Source organism: Mesorhizobium sp. M0030 (genome assembly GCF_040323695.1).
Taxonomy (GTDB): Bacteria; Pseudomonadota; Alphaproteobacteria; order Rhizobiales; family Rhizobiaceae; genus Mesorhizobium.
Genome location: NZ_JAMYVE010000005.1, coordinates 341,512 through 356,133, shown reverse-complemented (window position 1 = coordinate 356,133; position 14,622 = coordinate 341,512). Strand labels below are relative to the sequence as shown.

General features: G+C 62.9%; 14 protein-coding genes. 9 read left to right on the top strand and 5 right to left on the bottom strand.

Annotated elements, in window-relative coordinates; all coding sequences use genetic code 11:
• Positions 1 to 2: 2 nt before the first annotated feature.
• The 4 genes from mtaB to NKJ80_RS13770 all read right to left on the bottom strand — a co-directional run bounded on the left by mtaB (position 3) and on the right by NKJ80_RS13770 (position 3,172).
• A complete protein-coding gene (gene mtaB / locus NKJ80_RS13785; protein ID WP_031195600.1) occupies positions 3 to 1,331 on the bottom strand; it encodes a tRNA (N(6)-L-threonylcarbamoyladenosine(37)-C(2))-methylthiotransferase MtaB in 1,329 nt (442 codons plus the stop codon).
• Positions 1,331 to 2,215: a diaminopimelate epimerase gene (dapF, locus tag NKJ80_RS13780; RefSeq protein WP_023687687.1), complete on the bottom strand. Its 885-nt coding sequence runs from the start codon at positions 2,213 to 2,215 to the stop codon at positions 1,331 to 1,333. Before dapF ends, mtaB begins: the two co-directional genes overlap by 1 nt.
• Positions 2,216 to 2,288: 73 nt before the next feature.
• On the bottom strand, positions 2,289 to 2,450 hold the full coding sequence (locus NKJ80_RS13775; RefSeq protein ID WP_023683859.1) for a DUF1328 family protein: 162 nt from the start codon (positions 2,448 to 2,450) through the stop codon (positions 2,289 to 2,291).
• Between the two features lie 98 nt (positions 2,451 to 2,548).
• The gene (locus NKJ80_RS13770; protein WP_245263098.1) at positions 2,549 to 3,172 is read right to left on the bottom strand and encodes a hypothetical protein; all 624 of its coding nucleotides are present in this window, start codon (positions 3,170 to 3,172) and stop codon (positions 2,549 to 2,551) included.
• A gap of 373 nt (positions 3,173 to 3,545) precedes the next feature.
• Between NKJ80_RS13770 and NKJ80_RS13765 the strand changes: the two genes are divergently transcribed.
• Entirely contained in the window at positions 3,546 to 4,085 is a 540-nt protein-coding gene (locus NKJ80_RS13765) for a protease inhibitor Inh/omp19 family protein (RefSeq protein ID WP_023687689.1), read from the top strand.
• Positions 4,086 to 4,115: 30 nt separating this feature from the next.
• Positions 4,116 to 5,300, top strand: a complete 1,185-nt coding sequence (zapE, locus tag NKJ80_RS13760) for a cell division protein ZapE (RefSeq protein WP_027050498.1) — start codon at positions 4,116 to 4,118, stop codon at positions 5,298 to 5,300.
• Positions 5,301 to 5,509: 209 nt separating this feature from the next.
• On the opposite strand, the gene NKJ80_RS13755 is transcribed toward zapE, so the two are convergent.
• Positions 5,510 to 5,938, bottom strand: a complete 429-nt coding sequence (locus tag NKJ80_RS13755; protein ID WP_023687691.1) for a GNAT family N-acetyltransferase — start codon at positions 5,936 to 5,938, stop codon at positions 5,510 to 5,512.
• 233 nt (positions 5,939 to 6,171) lie between these two features.
• On the opposite strand from NKJ80_RS13755, the gene mdh reads away from it, so the two are divergent.
• The 7 genes from mdh to odhB all read left to right on the top strand — a co-directional run bounded on the left by mdh (position 6,172) and on the right by odhB (position 14,614).
• Positions 6,172 to 7,140, top strand: coding sequence for a malate dehydrogenase (mdh, locus tag NKJ80_RS13750; protein ID WP_023670541.1), 969 nt, complete (start codon positions 6,172 to 6,174; stop codon positions 7,138 to 7,140).
• Positions 7,141 to 7,172: 32 nt separating this feature from the next.
• Positions 7,173 to 8,366, top strand: coding sequence for an ADP-forming succinate--CoA ligase subunit beta (gene sucC, locus NKJ80_RS13745; RefSeq protein ID WP_352497728.1), 1,194 nt, complete (start codon positions 7,173 to 7,175; stop codon positions 8,364 to 8,366).
• Positions 8,367 to 8,372: 6 nt separating this feature from the next.
• Positions 8,373 to 8,744 carry a cupin domain-containing protein gene (locus NKJ80_RS13740; RefSeq protein WP_023706740.1) on the top strand — a complete coding sequence of 124 codons (372 nt, stop codon included), beginning with the start codon at positions 8,373 to 8,375 and terminating at the stop codon, positions 8,742 to 8,744.
• Positions 8,745 to 8,747: 3 nt separating this feature from the next.
• Positions 8,748 to 9,239 (top strand): DUF1579 family protein, encoded by a 492-nt coding sequence (locus tag NKJ80_RS13735; RefSeq protein WP_023699238.1) that lies wholly within the window; start codon positions 8,748 to 8,750, stop codon positions 9,237 to 9,239.
• Positions 9,240 to 9,251: 12 nt separating this feature from the next.
• Positions 9,252 to 10,157: a succinate--CoA ligase subunit alpha gene (gene sucD / locus NKJ80_RS13730; RefSeq protein ID WP_023699237.1), complete on the top strand. Its 906-nt coding sequence runs from the start codon at positions 9,252 to 9,254 to the stop codon at positions 10,155 to 10,157.
• 128 nt (positions 10,158 to 10,285) lie between these two features.
• A complete protein-coding gene (locus NKJ80_RS13725) occupies positions 10,286 to 13,273 on the top strand; it encodes a 2-oxoglutarate dehydrogenase E1 component (RefSeq protein WP_023706737.1) in 2,988 nt (995 codons plus the stop codon).
• Positions 13,274 to 13,321: 48 nt separating this feature from the next.
• Positions 13,322 to 14,614 (top strand): 2-oxoglutarate dehydrogenase complex dihydrolipoyllysine-residue succinyltransferase, encoded by a 1,293-nt coding sequence (gene odhB, locus NKJ80_RS13720; RefSeq protein WP_023670535.1) that lies wholly within the window; start codon positions 13,322 to 13,324, stop codon positions 14,612 to 14,614.
• Positions 14,615 to 14,622 lie beyond the last annotated feature (8 nt).

Here is a 14,622-nt window from a genome sequence, read left to right as displayed (position 1 = left end):
CTTCAATCGTCGCAGGCGGCGCGGGCAGTGAGCGGGGCCGCTATCAGGCGCACGCCGTCATGGCCGGTGATGTCTGCCTCGACGATCTCGCCCGGCGCGCCTGTGCCGAGCCCGGCAAGCGTGAACCCTTCGGTGCGGCCGACGCCGTCGCGCTCGATAAGGATCGTTTGGCGCGTTCCGGGAAGCGACGACAGATGGCGGCGATACGCAGCCTCACCAGCGGCGCGCAGCTGGGCCGCGCGCTGCTTGACCAATTCGCGGCGGACCTGCGGCATGCGCGCGGCGGGCGTGCCTTCGCGCGGCGAAAACGGGAAGACATGCAGGTGCGTCAGCCCACATTCCTCGACGATCTTTATCGAATTCTGAAACATTTCCTCGGTCTCGGTCGGGAAGCCGGCGATGATGTCGGCGCCGAAGACGATTGCCGGGCGCAATTTGCGCACATCCTCGCAGAAGCGGATCGACTGGTCGCGCAAATGCCTGCGCTTCATGCGCTTCAGGATCATGTCGTCACCTGATTGCAGCGACAGATGCAGATGCGGCATCAGCCTGGGCTCGGTGGCGATGGCGTCCAGCAGATCGTCGTCGGCCTCGATCGAATCGATGGAGGACAGCCGCAGCCGCCTCACATCAGGCACCTGCTTCAGGATGGTCTTCACCAGCTTTCCCAGCTTCGGCGCGCCCGGCAGGTCGGCGCCGAAAGAGGTCATGTCGACGCCGGTCAGCACGATCTCGGCGTAGCCGTTGCCGACGAGACGCTTGACCTGCTCGACAACCGCGCCCATCGGCACCGAGCGTGAGTTGCCGCGGCCATAGGGGATGATGCAGAAGGTGCAGCGATGGTCGCAGCCGTTCTGCACCTGGACGAAAGCACGTGCCCGGCCGTCAATGGCGTCGACCATGTGGCCGGCGGTCTCGCGCACCGAGAAAATGTCGTTGACGCGCGCCTTCTCGCTGTCGTTGACGCCGAAATCCGGCAGCGCGCGGTAGGAGTTGGCCTTCAGCTTCTCTTCGTTGCCAAGCACGAGGTCGACCTCGTCCATGGCGGCAAAATTCTGCGGTTCGGTTTGCGCGGCGCAGCCGGTGACGATGATGCGCGCCGCCGGATTTTCGCGGCGGGCCTTTCTGATCGACTGCCTGGCCTGGCGCACCGCTTCGGCGGTGACGGCGCAGGTGTTGAAGATAATGGCGCCGCCTTTGAGCGCGCCGAGACCTGCGCTTTCGGCCTCGCGGCGCATCACTTCGGATTCATAGGTGTTGAGACGGCAGCCAAAGGTGACGACGTCTATGCCTTGGGAGTTGGGGCCCTTGGTATCGGCAAGCGCAGACATCAGGCCGCGCTTTCGGTGTCGCGGGCCCAGGTGCCGGTCGACGGATCGAAATTGCCGGAAAACTCCCATTCGGCAGCGCCGGTCAGGATGACGTGGTCGTCGTCGCGCCATTCCACATGCAGCGAGCCGCCGCCGGGCGTCATCAGCGTAACGCTGCGGCCGGTGCGCCGGGTGCGGGCAGCGGCGACGACGGAAGCGCAAGCGGCCGAGCCGCAAGCCCTGGTCAGGCCGGCGCCGCGCTCCCAAGTGCGGATGATCATCGTCTCCGGCGACGTTACCTGGGCGATGGTGATGTTGGCGCGCTCGGGGAAGATCGGATGGTTTTCGAGCAGCGGGCCGAAACGCTCGAGTTCGTAGGACCAGACATCGTTGTCGACCCAGAAGATAGCGTGAGGGTTGCCCATCGAGAGAGCCGAAGGCGAATGCAGCACCGGCGCGTCGATGGGGCCGATCTGCAACTCGATCATGCGGGTGTCGCGGAATTCCTCGGCCAGCGGAATGTCCTGCCAGCCAAAGCGCGGAGTGCCCATGTCGACCGAGATGGTGCCGTCGGCATGTTCGACGGCGTTGAGGATGCCGGCGCGGGTCTCGAAGGTGAAAGTCTTCTGGCCGGTTTCGGCGGCCAGCGCCTGGACGACACAGCGCATGCCGTTGCCGCAGGCCTGCGCGCCCGAGCCGTCGGAATTCAAAATGTCGATGTAAAACGCGGTGCCCGGCGTGCGCGAATCGTGGATCGCCATGATCTGGTCGAACCTAGTCGCCGCATCGGCGTTCAGCGCGACAGCCGACGCCGCCGTGACCCTATCGGCACGGCCACGCATGTCGGCGACGATGATTTCGTTGCCGATGCCGTTCATCTTGGCGAAGGGGGCAGTGCCTGCCATGATCTGAGGTAATTCCTGTACGTTTCGCCGCTATATGGCGGAAACGGGCGGGAATTACCAGTGTGGGCTGCGTTTAGGTTACCGCGAAAACGCCGAGCACGATCAGCAGGAAGATGACGAGAACGATGCCGATCAGCACGCGCGCGCCGGTGGCGGCGGCACCGGCCAGCGCCGGCATGCCGAGCAGGCTGGCGGCGGCAGCAACGATGAGAAGAATGATGATCCATTTGATCATGGACAATGCCTCGCAAATTGACTGGCCTGCAGCCGGCTTAAGAACGCATCTGCGGCGCTCTGGTTCCGTTGCCGCGAGGCTCTTTCCGACTGGGCGCGCTATTCGGCAATCTCGAAGTCGGTCGTGAAAGGCGCCGTCTTTTGCGAGTTCTCGTCGTGCATGAGGAAATCCGCGCGGTATTTGCCGGGGGGAACGCCATCCAGGGAGACGTTTAATTTGAAGAACATCTCTCGGTTATGCGAGCGCGAGGCGAGCTGGACCCGGCCAAGCTTTTCGACGGTTCCCAGCTTCTCGCCCGACTGGGAAAGCACGGTAAGGTCAACGTAAAGCGCGATCTGGTTGTTGCCGAGCCCATCCGAGCCGTAGCCGTAACCGACCGGCTCCATATAAAGCACAATCTCTTCGCCCGGCTTGTAGACATGGTTCGGGCGCTCGGCGTAGGCCCCGAACCCGCTGGCCGACATGATGTGTTTCACATTTTGCACGCCAAGCGGCATCGCTTGCCACAGAGCGTCCTCGGCGCTGCGGAATTTGTCCAGCGCGCCGGCACCATCACCCGCCTGCAGTGCCTTTTCGGCTTCAGCGGCGCGATCGGTGATTTCACCCGCGAAAGCGGCCGGCGTCGAAATTACCAGCGCGATCAAAACTGCCAAGATTGATTTCATCTGTTCCCCCTGTTGCGATAGACCATCGGCTAAAACGGCAGTGCCGTAAACGGCCAAATGCAGACTTCAGCCGCGCTCGATCTCGGGAACGTCCCAAAGCTCGCCCGGACGGAAGGCGCGAAACCGCTCACCCAGGCCTTGCGCCTCAAGCGCTTCAGTCAGTTTTGCGCCGGCATTTGCGCTCGACCGCCGATGCGCCGACCTGCCGCGGGCTCCGGTGCCGCTTTCGCAACCAATGTACCGGTTGGAACCGCGCTAGAGCGAAGACATGCCTTTTGTCCGCCAGCCATTTTGCGACAAATTTACAACAATTCGTGGTGCAAACCCTATTTTAACCATATCGGGTTGAAATTTCGCCACCTTCTCCATCTTGGTGAGGGGTGAGATTGTGCGGACGGCTTCCCCCCAGCCGGATCCGACGGAGGTTGGAATGATTTTTTCGAGAAGCGGGCTGATGGCCGTATCGCTGGCAGCGCTCGTTGCGAGCGGCTGTTCGACCTCGCGTTTTTCATCGATGGATGACCAGCAGCCCGCCCCGCTGCAGCCCGCGCCCGCCGGCACGGTGAGCGGAAGCCAACTGCCGCCCCCGGCAGCGCCGGGCACCACCGACCCATCGCAATTCCCGACCGCGCCGGCAGGCGCGCAGGTCGCCTCGCTGCCGCCGGACGGATCGGCGCCGGCCGGAGCCTCCGACCTTACCGCTGCGAGCGTTGCCGGCGTTTGGAACGCCAGCGTGTCCGGACAGAGCTGCAAGGTGGCGACGCCGCAGACCAAATTCGGCGCCGGCTTCCGCGCCGGGCCGCTGCATTGCCCGCCGCCCATCGACGGCATCAAATCGTGGAACGTCGCCGGCAAGCAGCTGACGCTCTATGACGAGAATGGCGGCACGCTGGCGCGGCTCTATTCCTCGGGCGGTTCGAAATTCGACGGCCAGACTACCAACGGCTTGCCGATATCGCTTACAAGATAGGCTGCCTATCCCTAGACAGCGACGTGACCGATGCATCTGCGTGACGGCCTCCAGACCCATGCGACCGTCAGGCAGCGCTACAACCATCTGGTCGCAACCGGCGCCATCGAGCGCGATGCGGCGCAGGAGCGCATTGCCGCCGCGCTCGACCGGCTGACCGACGAGATCTCGGTCAAGCGGCTGGCGCACAAGTCGAGCGCGCTCGGCTGGCTGTTTGCCCGCAAGCGCGAGACGCGCGAGGTCGTCAAGGGCCTCTACATTCATGGCGGCGTCGGTCGCGGCAAGACCATGCTGATGGATATGTTCTTCGAGTTGTTGCCGGTCAGGCGCAAGCGCCGCGTTCATTTCAACGACTTCATGGCCGATGTGCAGGACCGCATCCAGAAGCACCGGCAGGCGCGCAAGAACGGCGACGTCAAGGAGGACGACCCGATCCCGCCGGTCGCGCTTCAGCTTGCCGAACAGGCCTGGGTGCTGTGCTTCGATGAGTTTTCGGTCACCGACATTGCCGATGCGATGGTCCTGTCGCGGCTGTTTTCGGCGCTGTTCGCCAATGGCGTGGTTCTGGTCGCCACCTCGAATGTCGCGCCGCAGGACCTTTATCGCGACGGGCTGAACCGCCAGCTTTTCCTGCCCTTCATCAGCATTCTCGAGCGCCACGCCCATGTGCTGACGCTTGATGCCGACAAGGACTACAGGCTGGAAAAGCTCGCCCGCACGCCGGTTTATGTCACCCCGGCGGATGCCGAAGCCGACCGTGTGCTCGACGAGGCCTGGCAGGCGATGACGCGTGGAGCGCTGACGGCCGAGACCTCGCTGACGCTCAAGGGGCGGCAAGTGAGGATACCGGCTGCCGCCGGGGATGCAGCGCGGTTTTCCTTCGCCGACCTCTGCGAAAAGCCGCTCGGCGCACGCGATTTCCTGGCCATTGCCGGCCGCTTCTCGACCGTCTTCATCGATCACGTGCCGGTGCTGGGCGAAGGCAAGCGCAACGAGGCCAAGCGCTTCATCCTGTTGATCGACACGCTCTACGATCATCACACGCGGCTGGTGGTGAGCGCTGAGGCTCCCCCGCCTGAGCTTTACACGGCCAGGCGCGGCGTCGAGGTGTTCGAATTCGAACGCACCGCCTCGCGGCTGATCGAGATGCAAAGCCGCGACTGGCTGGAGGACTGGGCGGAACGGCAGAAGGACAACGCGGAAGCGCAGGTCTGAGGGTTCCAAGAGGTCATTATGTAGTGATCCTTCGCGCCCCCCTCTGTCCTGCCGGACATCTCCCCCACACGGGGGGAGATTGGCGGTTTCGGCGCTCCGCTCATTCATGCGGCCATTGGAGATTGGCGAAAGGTCGCGTGACGTCCGATCTCCCCCCTCGTGGGGGAGATGCCTGGCAAGGCAGAGGGGGGGCGCTGTCCCGCCGACGCCTAAAGCTCGTACACATACATCACAAACGACTCCGCCGGCCCATGCACCTCCTTGCGCGATTCATAAAGCGCGCGCGCTGGCACATTGTCCGGTTCGGTGCCGACCCAGGCTTCGCCGCATCCCTGCTCGCGGCCGAGCGCGAACATGGCGTCGAGCATCTTTCGCGCGATGCCATGGCGCTGGTAGGCGGGTGAGACGCCGACCTCGTCGATGTAGAGTTCGCTGACCTTGTCCAGGTGGCGGTGGATGACGGCAGCACACTGGCCGACGACGACGCCATCGGCCAGTGCCACAATCATCATATGACCTGAGGAGGCGAGGTAGGCGGACAGTCTGTCGGCCCGTACCGGTTCATCGAACACGTCTTCGGCGATGCGCTTCACAAGGGCGTCATCGCCTGGATATAGTCTTCTGATTTCCACGTTCATTGTGTAAAATCTCTCAAGTCGGCTTACAAATTTTGACGTTTACGTAAATCCCAATGTTTCTAACCGATTGAAATTATTCACTCGAAAATAATCGATTGAATATATTTTCCACCAGGGCTACTGGATGCGGCGAAATCCGCTGACACCACAGCATTCCGGCCTCTTCCTCGACGCCGTCAACCAGATCGCCAGAGATTTGGGCGTCGTCACAGACAAAGGGAAAATTTCCTCACATGGCACGCAACAAGATAGCGCTCATCGGCTCCGGCATGATCGGCGGCACGCTCGCTCACATGATCGGCCTCAAGGACCTCGGCGACGTGGTGCTGTTCGATATTGCCGAGGGCATCCCGCAAGGCAAGGGGCTCGATATCGCGCAGTCTTCGCCGGTCGATGGTTTTGACTCCCGGCTGACCGGGGTCAATGATTATGCCGGGATCGAGGGCGCCGATGTCTGCATCGTCACTGCCGGCGTGCCGCGCAAGCCGGGTATGAGCCGCGACGATCTGCTCGGCATCAACCTCAAGGTCATGGAACAGGTCGGCGCCGGGCTGAAGAAATACGCGCCCAAGGCCTTCGTCATCTGCATCACCAACCCGCTCGACGCCATGGTCTGGGCGCTGCAGAAGTTTTCGGGCCTGCCCAAGACCCATGTCGTCGGCATGGCCGGCGTGCTCGACAGCGCGCGCTTCCGCTATTTCCTCGCCGAGGAGTTCAAGGTCTCGGTCGAGGACGTCACCGCCTTCGTGCTCGGTGGCCATGGCGATTCCATGGTGCCGATGATCCGCTATTCCACGGTGTCGGGCATTCCGCTGCCGGACCTCATCAAGATGGGCTGGACCTCGAAGGAAAAGCTCGACCAGATCGTCCAGCGCACCCGTGACGGCGGCGCCGAGATCGTTGGCCTCTTGAAGACCGGCTCGGCCTTCTACGCGCCGGCGGCTTCCGCAATTTCGATGGCCGAATCCTATCTCAAGGACAAGAAGCGCGTGCTGCCTTGTGCTGCGCATCTCTCGGGCCAGTATGGCGTCAAGGGCACCTATGTCGGCGTTCCCGTTGTCATCGGCGCCGGCGGCGTCGAGCGCATCATCGAGATCGACCTCAACAAGGCCGAGCAGAAGATGTTCGACGCTTCGGTGGCGACAGTGCAGGGCCTGACCGAGGCTTGCGTCAAGATCGCCCCGCACCTCGCCTCGAAGTAATCCCCCAAAGCAGCCGATCCGGAGACATCCAGATGAACATCCATGAATATCAAGGCAAGGCGCTGCTGAAGTCGTTTGGTGCGCCGGTGGCCGAAGGCGTGCCGGTGTTCAAGGCAAGCGAGGCGGAAGCCGCGGCACAAGCGCTGCCCGGCCCGCTCTATGTGGTGAAGAGCCAGATCCACGCCGGTGGCCGCGGCAAGGGGAAGTTCAAGGAACTGTCGCCCGACGCAAAGGGCGGCGTGCGGCTGGCTAAGTCGGTTGCCGAAGTCGTTGCCAACGCCAATGAGATGCTCGGCCACACGCTGGTGACCAAGCAGACCGGCCCCGCCGGCAAGCAGGTCAACCGTCTTTATATCGAGGACGGCGCCGACATCGAGCGCGAGCTTTATCTGTCGATCCTGGTCGAGCGCTCGGTCGGCCGCATCGCTTTCGTCGTCTCGACCGAGGGCGGCATGGACATTGAAGGCGTCGCCCACGACACACCGGACAAGATCATCACCCGCGCCATCGATCCGCTGGCCGGCGTGACGACCATCGACGTCGACATATTGGTGGAAGCGCTGGGACTAAACGGCGATGCCGCCAAGGATGCCGGCACGCTGTTCCCGATCCTCTACAAGGCCTTTGTCGAGAAGGACATGAGCCTGCTCGAGGTCAACCCGCTGATCGTGATGAAAAACGGCCGCCTGCGCGTGCTGGACGCCAAGGTGTCGTTCGACAACAACGCGCTGTTTCGCCACCCCGAACTGATGGAATTGCGCGACACCACCGAAGAGGACGAGAAGGAGATCGAGGCGTCGAAATACGACCTCGCCTATGTCGCGCTCGACGGCAATATCGGCTGCATGGTCAATGGCGCCGGCCTCGCCATGGCGACTATGGACATCATCAAGCTCTACGGCGCCGAGCCCGCCAACTTCCTCGATGTCGGCGGCGGCGCGTCGAAGGAGAAGGTGACGGCGGCGTTCAAGATCATCACCAAGGATCCGGCCGTCAAAGGCATACTGATCAACATCTTCGGCGGCATCATGAAGTGCGACATCATCGCCGAGGGCGTCATTGCCGCAGTCAAGGAAGTCGGCCTGGAAGTGCCGCTGGTGGTGCGTCTTGAAGGCACCAATGCCGAGCTCGGCAAGAAGCTCATCAACGACAGCGGCCTCAACGTCGTGTCGGCCGACGATCTCGACGACGCAGCCAAGAAGATCGTGGCGGCGGTGAAGGGCTGAAGGCGAATGCCTCCGCGCAAGATAAACCTGGTCGAGGCGGCGGATCGAACGATCACCAAGGTCTTCGATCCGCATATTGCCGGCGACGTCAATGACAGCCAGGCCAAGGTCGCCAAGTTCGGCGAGACCTTCGACTGGCATGCGCACGAGCATGAGGACGAGGCTTTTCTCGTGCTGCGGGGCAAGATCGCCATCGATTTTCGCGACGGCCCGGTCGAGCTCGGCGAGGGCGATTTCATTGTCGTGCCGAAGGGCGTCGAGCACCGGCCGCGGTCGCTGACCGCCGAGCCGGTGGTGCTGATGTTCGAGCCGGCAACGACGCTCAACACCGGCAACGCCAAGAGCGACCTCACCGTCTCCGACCTGAAGCGGCTCTGACCCATGAACGCGTTCTCCTTGCTCTCGGCCGATCACCAGCGCCTGCAGGCGCTGGTCGGCGCGTGGCGCGGCGAGGAAGAGGTGGCGGAAACACAATGGGCCGATGGTGGACCGGCGACGTCGGAAGTGCTGGGGGAGGCACAGTTCGGCGGCCTGTTCGTGGTGCAGCGCTATCGCCAGCGCCGCGACGGCACGGTCTCGTTCGGCTCGCACTCAGTGTTCGGATTCGATCAGCAAAACAGCCTCGTCACCATGCACCAGTTCGATTCCATGGGCTTTGTGCCGGCCTCGCCGGCCACAGGCGCATGGAACGGCAGCGAGCTCACTCTTGATCGGTCGTCGCCGCGCGGTTCCGCGCGGGTCACATATATTTTCGACAATGCCGATGCCTACCGCATGCGATTGCATTTCAAACCTGCCGGCAGCGACAGCTGGCAAGACATGGTGAGCGGCGTCTACCGGCGCGTCTCGCCTTCCTCGATCAACGGTTTTTAGAAAAGGGCTCCGATGTCCATTCTCATCGACAAGAACACCAAGGTGCTGGTGCAGGGCCTGACCGGCAAGACCGGCACGTTCCACACCGAACAGGCGCTGGCCTATCACGGCACCAGGATGGTGGGCGGTATCCATCCAAAGAAGGGTGGCGAGACCTGGACCGGCGCCAAGGGCGAAAACCTGCCGATCTTCGCCTCGGTCGCCGAGGGCAAGGAAAAGACCGGCGCCAACGCCTCGGTCGTCTATGTGCCGCCGGCGGGCGCCGCCGAAGCCATCCTCGAAGCCATCGAAGCCGAGATCCCGCTGATCGTCTGCATCACCGAAGGCATTCCGGTGATGGACATGGTCAGGGTCAAGGCGCGGCTCGACCGCTCGACCTCGCGGCTGATCGGCCCGAACTGCCCTGGTGTGCTCACCCCCGACGAATGCAAGATCGGCATCATGCCCGGCAACATCTTCCGCAAAGGCTCGGTCGGCGTTGTTTCGCGCTCGGGAACGCTTACCTATGAGGCAGTGTTCCAGACCACAAATGTCGGCCTCGGCCAGACGACCGCCGTCGGTATCGGCGGCGACCCCGTCAAAGGCACCGAGTTCATCGACGTGCTCGAGATGTTCCTCGCCGACGACGAGACCAAGTCGATCATCATGATCGGCGAGATCGGCGGTTCGGCCGAGGAAGACGCCGCGCAGTTCCTCAAGGACGAGGCCAAACGCGGCCGCAAAAAGCCGATGGCGGGCTTCATCGCCGGGCGCACCGCGCCGGCCGGTCGCACCATGGGCCATGCGGGCGCGGTCATCTCCGGCGGCAAGGGCGGCGCGGAAGACAAGATCGCGGCGATGGAATCGGCCGGCATTAAAGTATCGCCATCGCCGGCGCGTCTGGGCACGACGCTGGTCGAGGCGATCAAGGCCAAGTGAGTAGCGAGTAGTGAATAGCGAATAGGGAAAAGAGAGTAACGGCGCGACCCGGGAAAAATCCCTACTCGCTATTCGCTACTCACTATTCGCTTTTGAAAAGGAGACGGAGCCAGGCTCCGCGGACAAAAATGGCAAGACAAGATCAGGCCAACGACCAATTTTCGCTCACCTCTTTCCTCTATGGCGGCAATGCCGACTATATCGACGCGCTGTACGCGTCCTATGAGGATGATCCAGAGTCGGTAAACCCCGAATGGCAGGATTTTTTCGCCGGGCTGAAGGACGACGCCGGCGATGTGCGCAAGAACGCCAAGGGCGCTTCCTGGGCAAAGCCCTCCTGGCCGCTGCAGGCCAATGGCGAACTGGTGTCGGCGCTCGACGGCAATTGGGGCATCGTCGAGAAGCATCTGGAAAAGAAGGTCAAGGACAAGGCGGTCACCAATGGCGTCGTGCTGTCGGATGCCGACGTGCATCAGGCGACGCGCGATTCGGTGCGCGCCATCATGATGATCCGCGCCTTCCGCATGCGCGGCCATCTGCATGCCAATCTCGACCCGCTCGGCATCGCCAAGCCGCTTGAGGACTATAACGAGCTGTCCCCGGAGAATTACGGTTTCACCGCAGCCGACTACGACCGGCCGATCTTCCTCGACAATGTGCTCGGCCTCGAATTCGGCACCATCCGGCAGATGCTGGAGATCCTGACCCGCACCTATTGCTCGACGCTCGGTGTCGAGTTCATGCACATTTCCGACCCCGAGGAGAAGGCCTGGATCCAGGCGCGCATCGAAGGTGCTGACAAGGAGATTTCCTTCACCGCTACGGGAAAAAAAGCGATCCTGCAGAAGCTGGTCGAGGCCGAAGGCTTCGAGCAGTTCATCGATGTCAAGTACAAGGGTACCAAGCGCTTCGGCCTCGATGGCAGCGAAGGCCTGATCCCGGCGCTGGAGCAGATCATCAAGCGCGGCGGCCAGCTCGGCATGAAGGAGATCGTGCTCGGCATGGCGCATCGCGGCCGGCTGAACGTGCTGTCCCAGGTGATGGCCAAACCGCATCGCGCCATCTTCCACGAATTCAAGGGCGGCTCGGCCGCTCCTGACGAGGTCGAGGGCTCGGGCGACGTCAAGTACCATCTCGGCGCCTCGTCGGACCGCGAATTCGACGGCAACAAGGTGCATCTGTCGCTGACCGCCAATCCTTCGCATCTGGAAATCGTCGATCCGGTTGTGATGGGCAAGGCGCGCGCCAAGCAGGACTATCTGTTCGGCCGCAGCCGCGAGGAGATCGTGCCGCTGGAAGAGCGCGCCAAGGTGCTGCCGCTGCTTCTGCATGGCGACGCCGCCTTTGCTGGCCAGGGCGTAATCGCGGAAATTCTCGGCCTGTCGGGCCTGCGCGGCCACCGCGTCGCCGGCACGCTGCATTTCATCATCAACAACCAGATCGGCTTCACCACCAATCCGCGCTTCTCGCGCTCGTCGCCCTATCCGTCCGACGTCGCCAAGATGATCGAGGCGCCGATCTTCCACGTCAATGGCGACGACCCGGAAGCGGTGGTGCATGCCACCAAGGTGGCGATCGAATTTCGCATGAAGTTCCACAAGCCGGTGGTGGTGGACATGTTCTGCTATCGCCGCTTCGGCCACAATGAGGGTGACGAGCCGGCTTTCACCCAGCCGATCATGTACGCCAATATCCGCAACCACAAGACGACGGTGCAGATCTATGGCGAGCGGCTGATCGCCGAGGGCCATATCAGCCAGGCCGAACTCGACAAGATGAAGGCCGACTGGCGCGCCCATCTGGAGTCCGAATGGGAAGTCGGCCAGCACTACAAGCCCAACAAGGCCGACTGGCTGGACGGCGCCTGGTCTGGTCTGCGCACCGCCGACAACCAGGACGAACAGCGCCGCGGCAAGACCGCCGTGCCGGTCAAGGTGCTGAAGGACATCGGCAAGAAACTGACCGAGGTGCCGAAAGGTTTCGAGGCGCACAAGACCATCATCCGCTTCCTCGAAAACCGCCGCCAGGCGATCGACTCCGGCGAAGGCATCGACTGGTCGACGGCCGAGGCGCTGGCCTTCGGCGCCATCCTGCTCGACGGCAATCCGATCCGGCTCTCCGGCCAGGATTCAGAACGCGGCACCTTCTCGCAGCGCCATTCCGTGCTCTACGACCAGAAGGACGAGACCCGCTACATCCCGCTCAACAATCTGTCGGCGGCACAGGCCGGCTACGAAGTCATCAACTCGATGCTGTCGGAAGAGGCGGTGCTTGGCTTCGAATATGGCTACAGCCTGGCCGAGCCGAAGGCGCTGACGCTCTGGGAAGCGCAGTTCGGCGATTTCGCCAACGGCGCCCAGGTGGTGTTCGACCAGTTCATCTCGTCGGGCGAGCGCAAGTGGCTCAGAATGTCAGGCCTGGTATGCCTGCTGCCGCATGGCTATGAAGGCCAGGGTCCGGAGCATTCTTCGGCCCGGCTCGAGCGCTTTCTGCAGCTTTGCGCCGAAGACAATATGCAAGTCGCCAACTGCACCACGCCGGCCAACTACTTCCACATATTGCGCCGGCAGCTGAAGCGGGACTTCCGCAAGCCGCTCATCCTGATGACGCCGAAGTCGCTGCTGCGCCACAAGCGGGCGGTATCGACGCTGCCGGAGATTTCGGGCGAAAGCTCGTTCCACCGGCTTTTGTGGGACGATGCCCAGCTGCTGCAGAACCAGGCGATCAAGCTAACCAAGGATTCCAAGATTCGCCGCGTCGTGCTGTGCTCGGGCAAGGTCTATTACGACCTCTACGAGGAGCGCGAGAAGCGCGGCATCAACGACATCTACCTGCTGCGCGTCGAACAGCTCTATCCCTTCCCGGCCAAGGCCCTGATCACCGAGCTGTCGCGTTTCCGCAATGCGGAGATGGTGTGGTGCCAGGAAGAGCCCAAGAATATGGGCGCCTGGTCGTTCATCGATCCGTATCTGGAATGGGTGCTGGCTCATATCGACGCCAAGCATCAGCGGGTGCGCTACACCGGCAGGCCGGCGGCGGCGTCGCCGGCGACCGGGCTGATGTCGAAGCATCTGGCACAGCTCGCCGCCCTGCTCGAAGACGCGCTCGGCGAATAGAACAAACCCGGCGAATAGAACAGACAGAGAAGAAACGGAACAGGCACAATGGCTACCGAAATCCGCGTTCCCACTCTCGGCGAATCCGTCACCGAGGCGACCATCGGCAAGTGGTTCAAGAAGGTCGGCGATGCCATTGCCGTCGACGAGCCGCTGGTCGAGCTCGAAACCGACAAGGTGACGGTGGAGGTGCCTGCCGCCGCCGCCGGCACGCTGGGCGAGATCACCGCCAAGGAAGGCGAGACCGTCGGCGTCGGCGCGCTGCTCGGTTCGATCTCGGCAGGCGTCGCCACGGCCGCCCCGGCGTCCAAGCAGGAGACCAAGCCGCAAGCGGTGTCGCAGGCTTCGAGCCCGGACGCAGCGCACACGACCAGGCAGGCCGCGGCCGAGACCGCCAAGATTGCCGGCGATGCTGGGCCGGTCGAGCCGCGCACCATGCCGCCGGCGCCAGCTGCCGCAAAGCTGATCGCCGAGAACAATCTTTCGGTCGACCAGGTTTCTGGCTCGGGCAAGCGCGGCCAGGTGCTGAAGGGCGATGTGCTCGATGCGATTTCCAAGGGCGCGCCGTCGCAGCCGGCCGAAATTCCGAAAGCCGCACCGGCTCCGGTCGCCGTGCGTGCGCCGTCCTCGGGCGACGATGCGTCGCGCGAGGAGCGCGTGCGCATGACCAAGCTGCGCCAGACCATTGCGCGCCGGCTGAAGGAAGCGCAGTCGACCGCAGCGATGCTGACCACCTTCAACGAGGTCGACATGTCGGCGGTGATGGCGCTCAGGACCAAGTACAAGGACATCTTCGAGAAGAAGCATGGCGTGAAGCTCGGCTTCATGGGCTTCTTCACTAAGGCGGTTACGCACGCATTGAAGGAAATCCCCTCGGTCAATGCCGAGATCGACGGCACCGACATCATCTTCAAGAACTATGCCCATATCGGCGTTGCCGTCGGCACCGAAAAGGGTCTCGTCGTGCCGGTGGTGCGCAATGCCGACCAAATGTCGATTGCCGAGATCGAGAAGGATATCGGCCGGCTGGGCATCGCCGCGCGTGACGGCAAGCTCTCGGTCGCCGACATGCAAGGCGGCACGTTCACGATCTCCAACGGCGGCGTCTACGGCTCGCTGATGTCGACGCCGATCCTCAACGCGCCGCAGTCCGGCATTTTGGGCATGCACAAGATCCAGGACCGGCCGGTCGTGGTCGGCGGCCAGATCGTGATCCGGCCGATGATGTACTTGGCGCTGAGCTACGATCACCGTATCGTCGACGGCAAGGAAGCCGTGACCTTCCTGGTCCGCGTCAAGGACAGCCTGGAAGATCCGGAACGGCTGGTGCTTGATTTGTGATCGGAGCT

Coding starts and splice junctions, on each gene's coding strand:
- mtaB (WP_031195600.1), bottom strand. CDS start 1,331: ATGTCTGCGCTTGCCGATACCAAGGGCCCCAACTCCCAAGGCATAGAC.
- odhB (WP_023670535.1), top strand. CDS start 13,322: ATGGCTACCGAAATCCGCGTTCCCACTCTCGGCGAATCCGTCACCGAG.
- NKJ80_RS13740 (WP_023706740.1), top strand. CDS start 8,373: ATGCCTCCGCGCAAGATAAACCTGGTCGAGGCGGCGGATCGAACGATC.
- NKJ80_RS13765 (WP_023687689.1), top strand. CDS start 3,546: ATGATTTTTTCGAGAAGCGGGCTGATGGCCGTATCGCTGGCAGCGCTC.
- sucC (WP_352497728.1), top strand. CDS start 7,173: ATGAACATCCATGAATATCAAGGCAAGGCGCTGCTGAAGTCGTTTGGT.
- NKJ80_RS13775 (WP_023683859.1), bottom strand. CDS start 2,450: ATGATCAAATGGATCATCATTCTTCTCATCGTTGCTGCCGCCGCCAGC.
- NKJ80_RS13755 (WP_023687691.1), bottom strand. CDS start 5,938: ATGAACGTGGAAATCAGAAGACTATATCCAGGCGATGACGCCCTTGTG.
- sucD (WP_023699237.1), top strand. CDS start 9,252: ATGTCCATTCTCATCGACAAGAACACCAAGGTGCTGGTGCAGGGCCTG.
- zapE (WP_027050498.1), top strand. CDS start 4,116: ATGCATCTGCGTGACGGCCTCCAGACCCATGCGACCGTCAGGCAGCGC.
- mdh (WP_023670541.1), top strand. CDS start 6,172: ATGGCACGCAACAAGATAGCGCTCATCGGCTCCGGCATGATCGGCGGC.
- dapF (WP_023687687.1), bottom strand. CDS start 2,215: ATGGCAGGCACTGCCCCCTTCGCCAAGATGAACGGCATCGGCAACGAA.
- NKJ80_RS13735 (WP_023699238.1), top strand. CDS start 8,748: ATGAACGCGTTCTCCTTGCTCTCGGCCGATCACCAGCGCCTGCAGGCG.
- NKJ80_RS13725 (WP_023706737.1), top strand. CDS start 10,286: ATGGCAAGACAAGATCAGGCCAACGACCAATTTTCGCTCACCTCTTTC.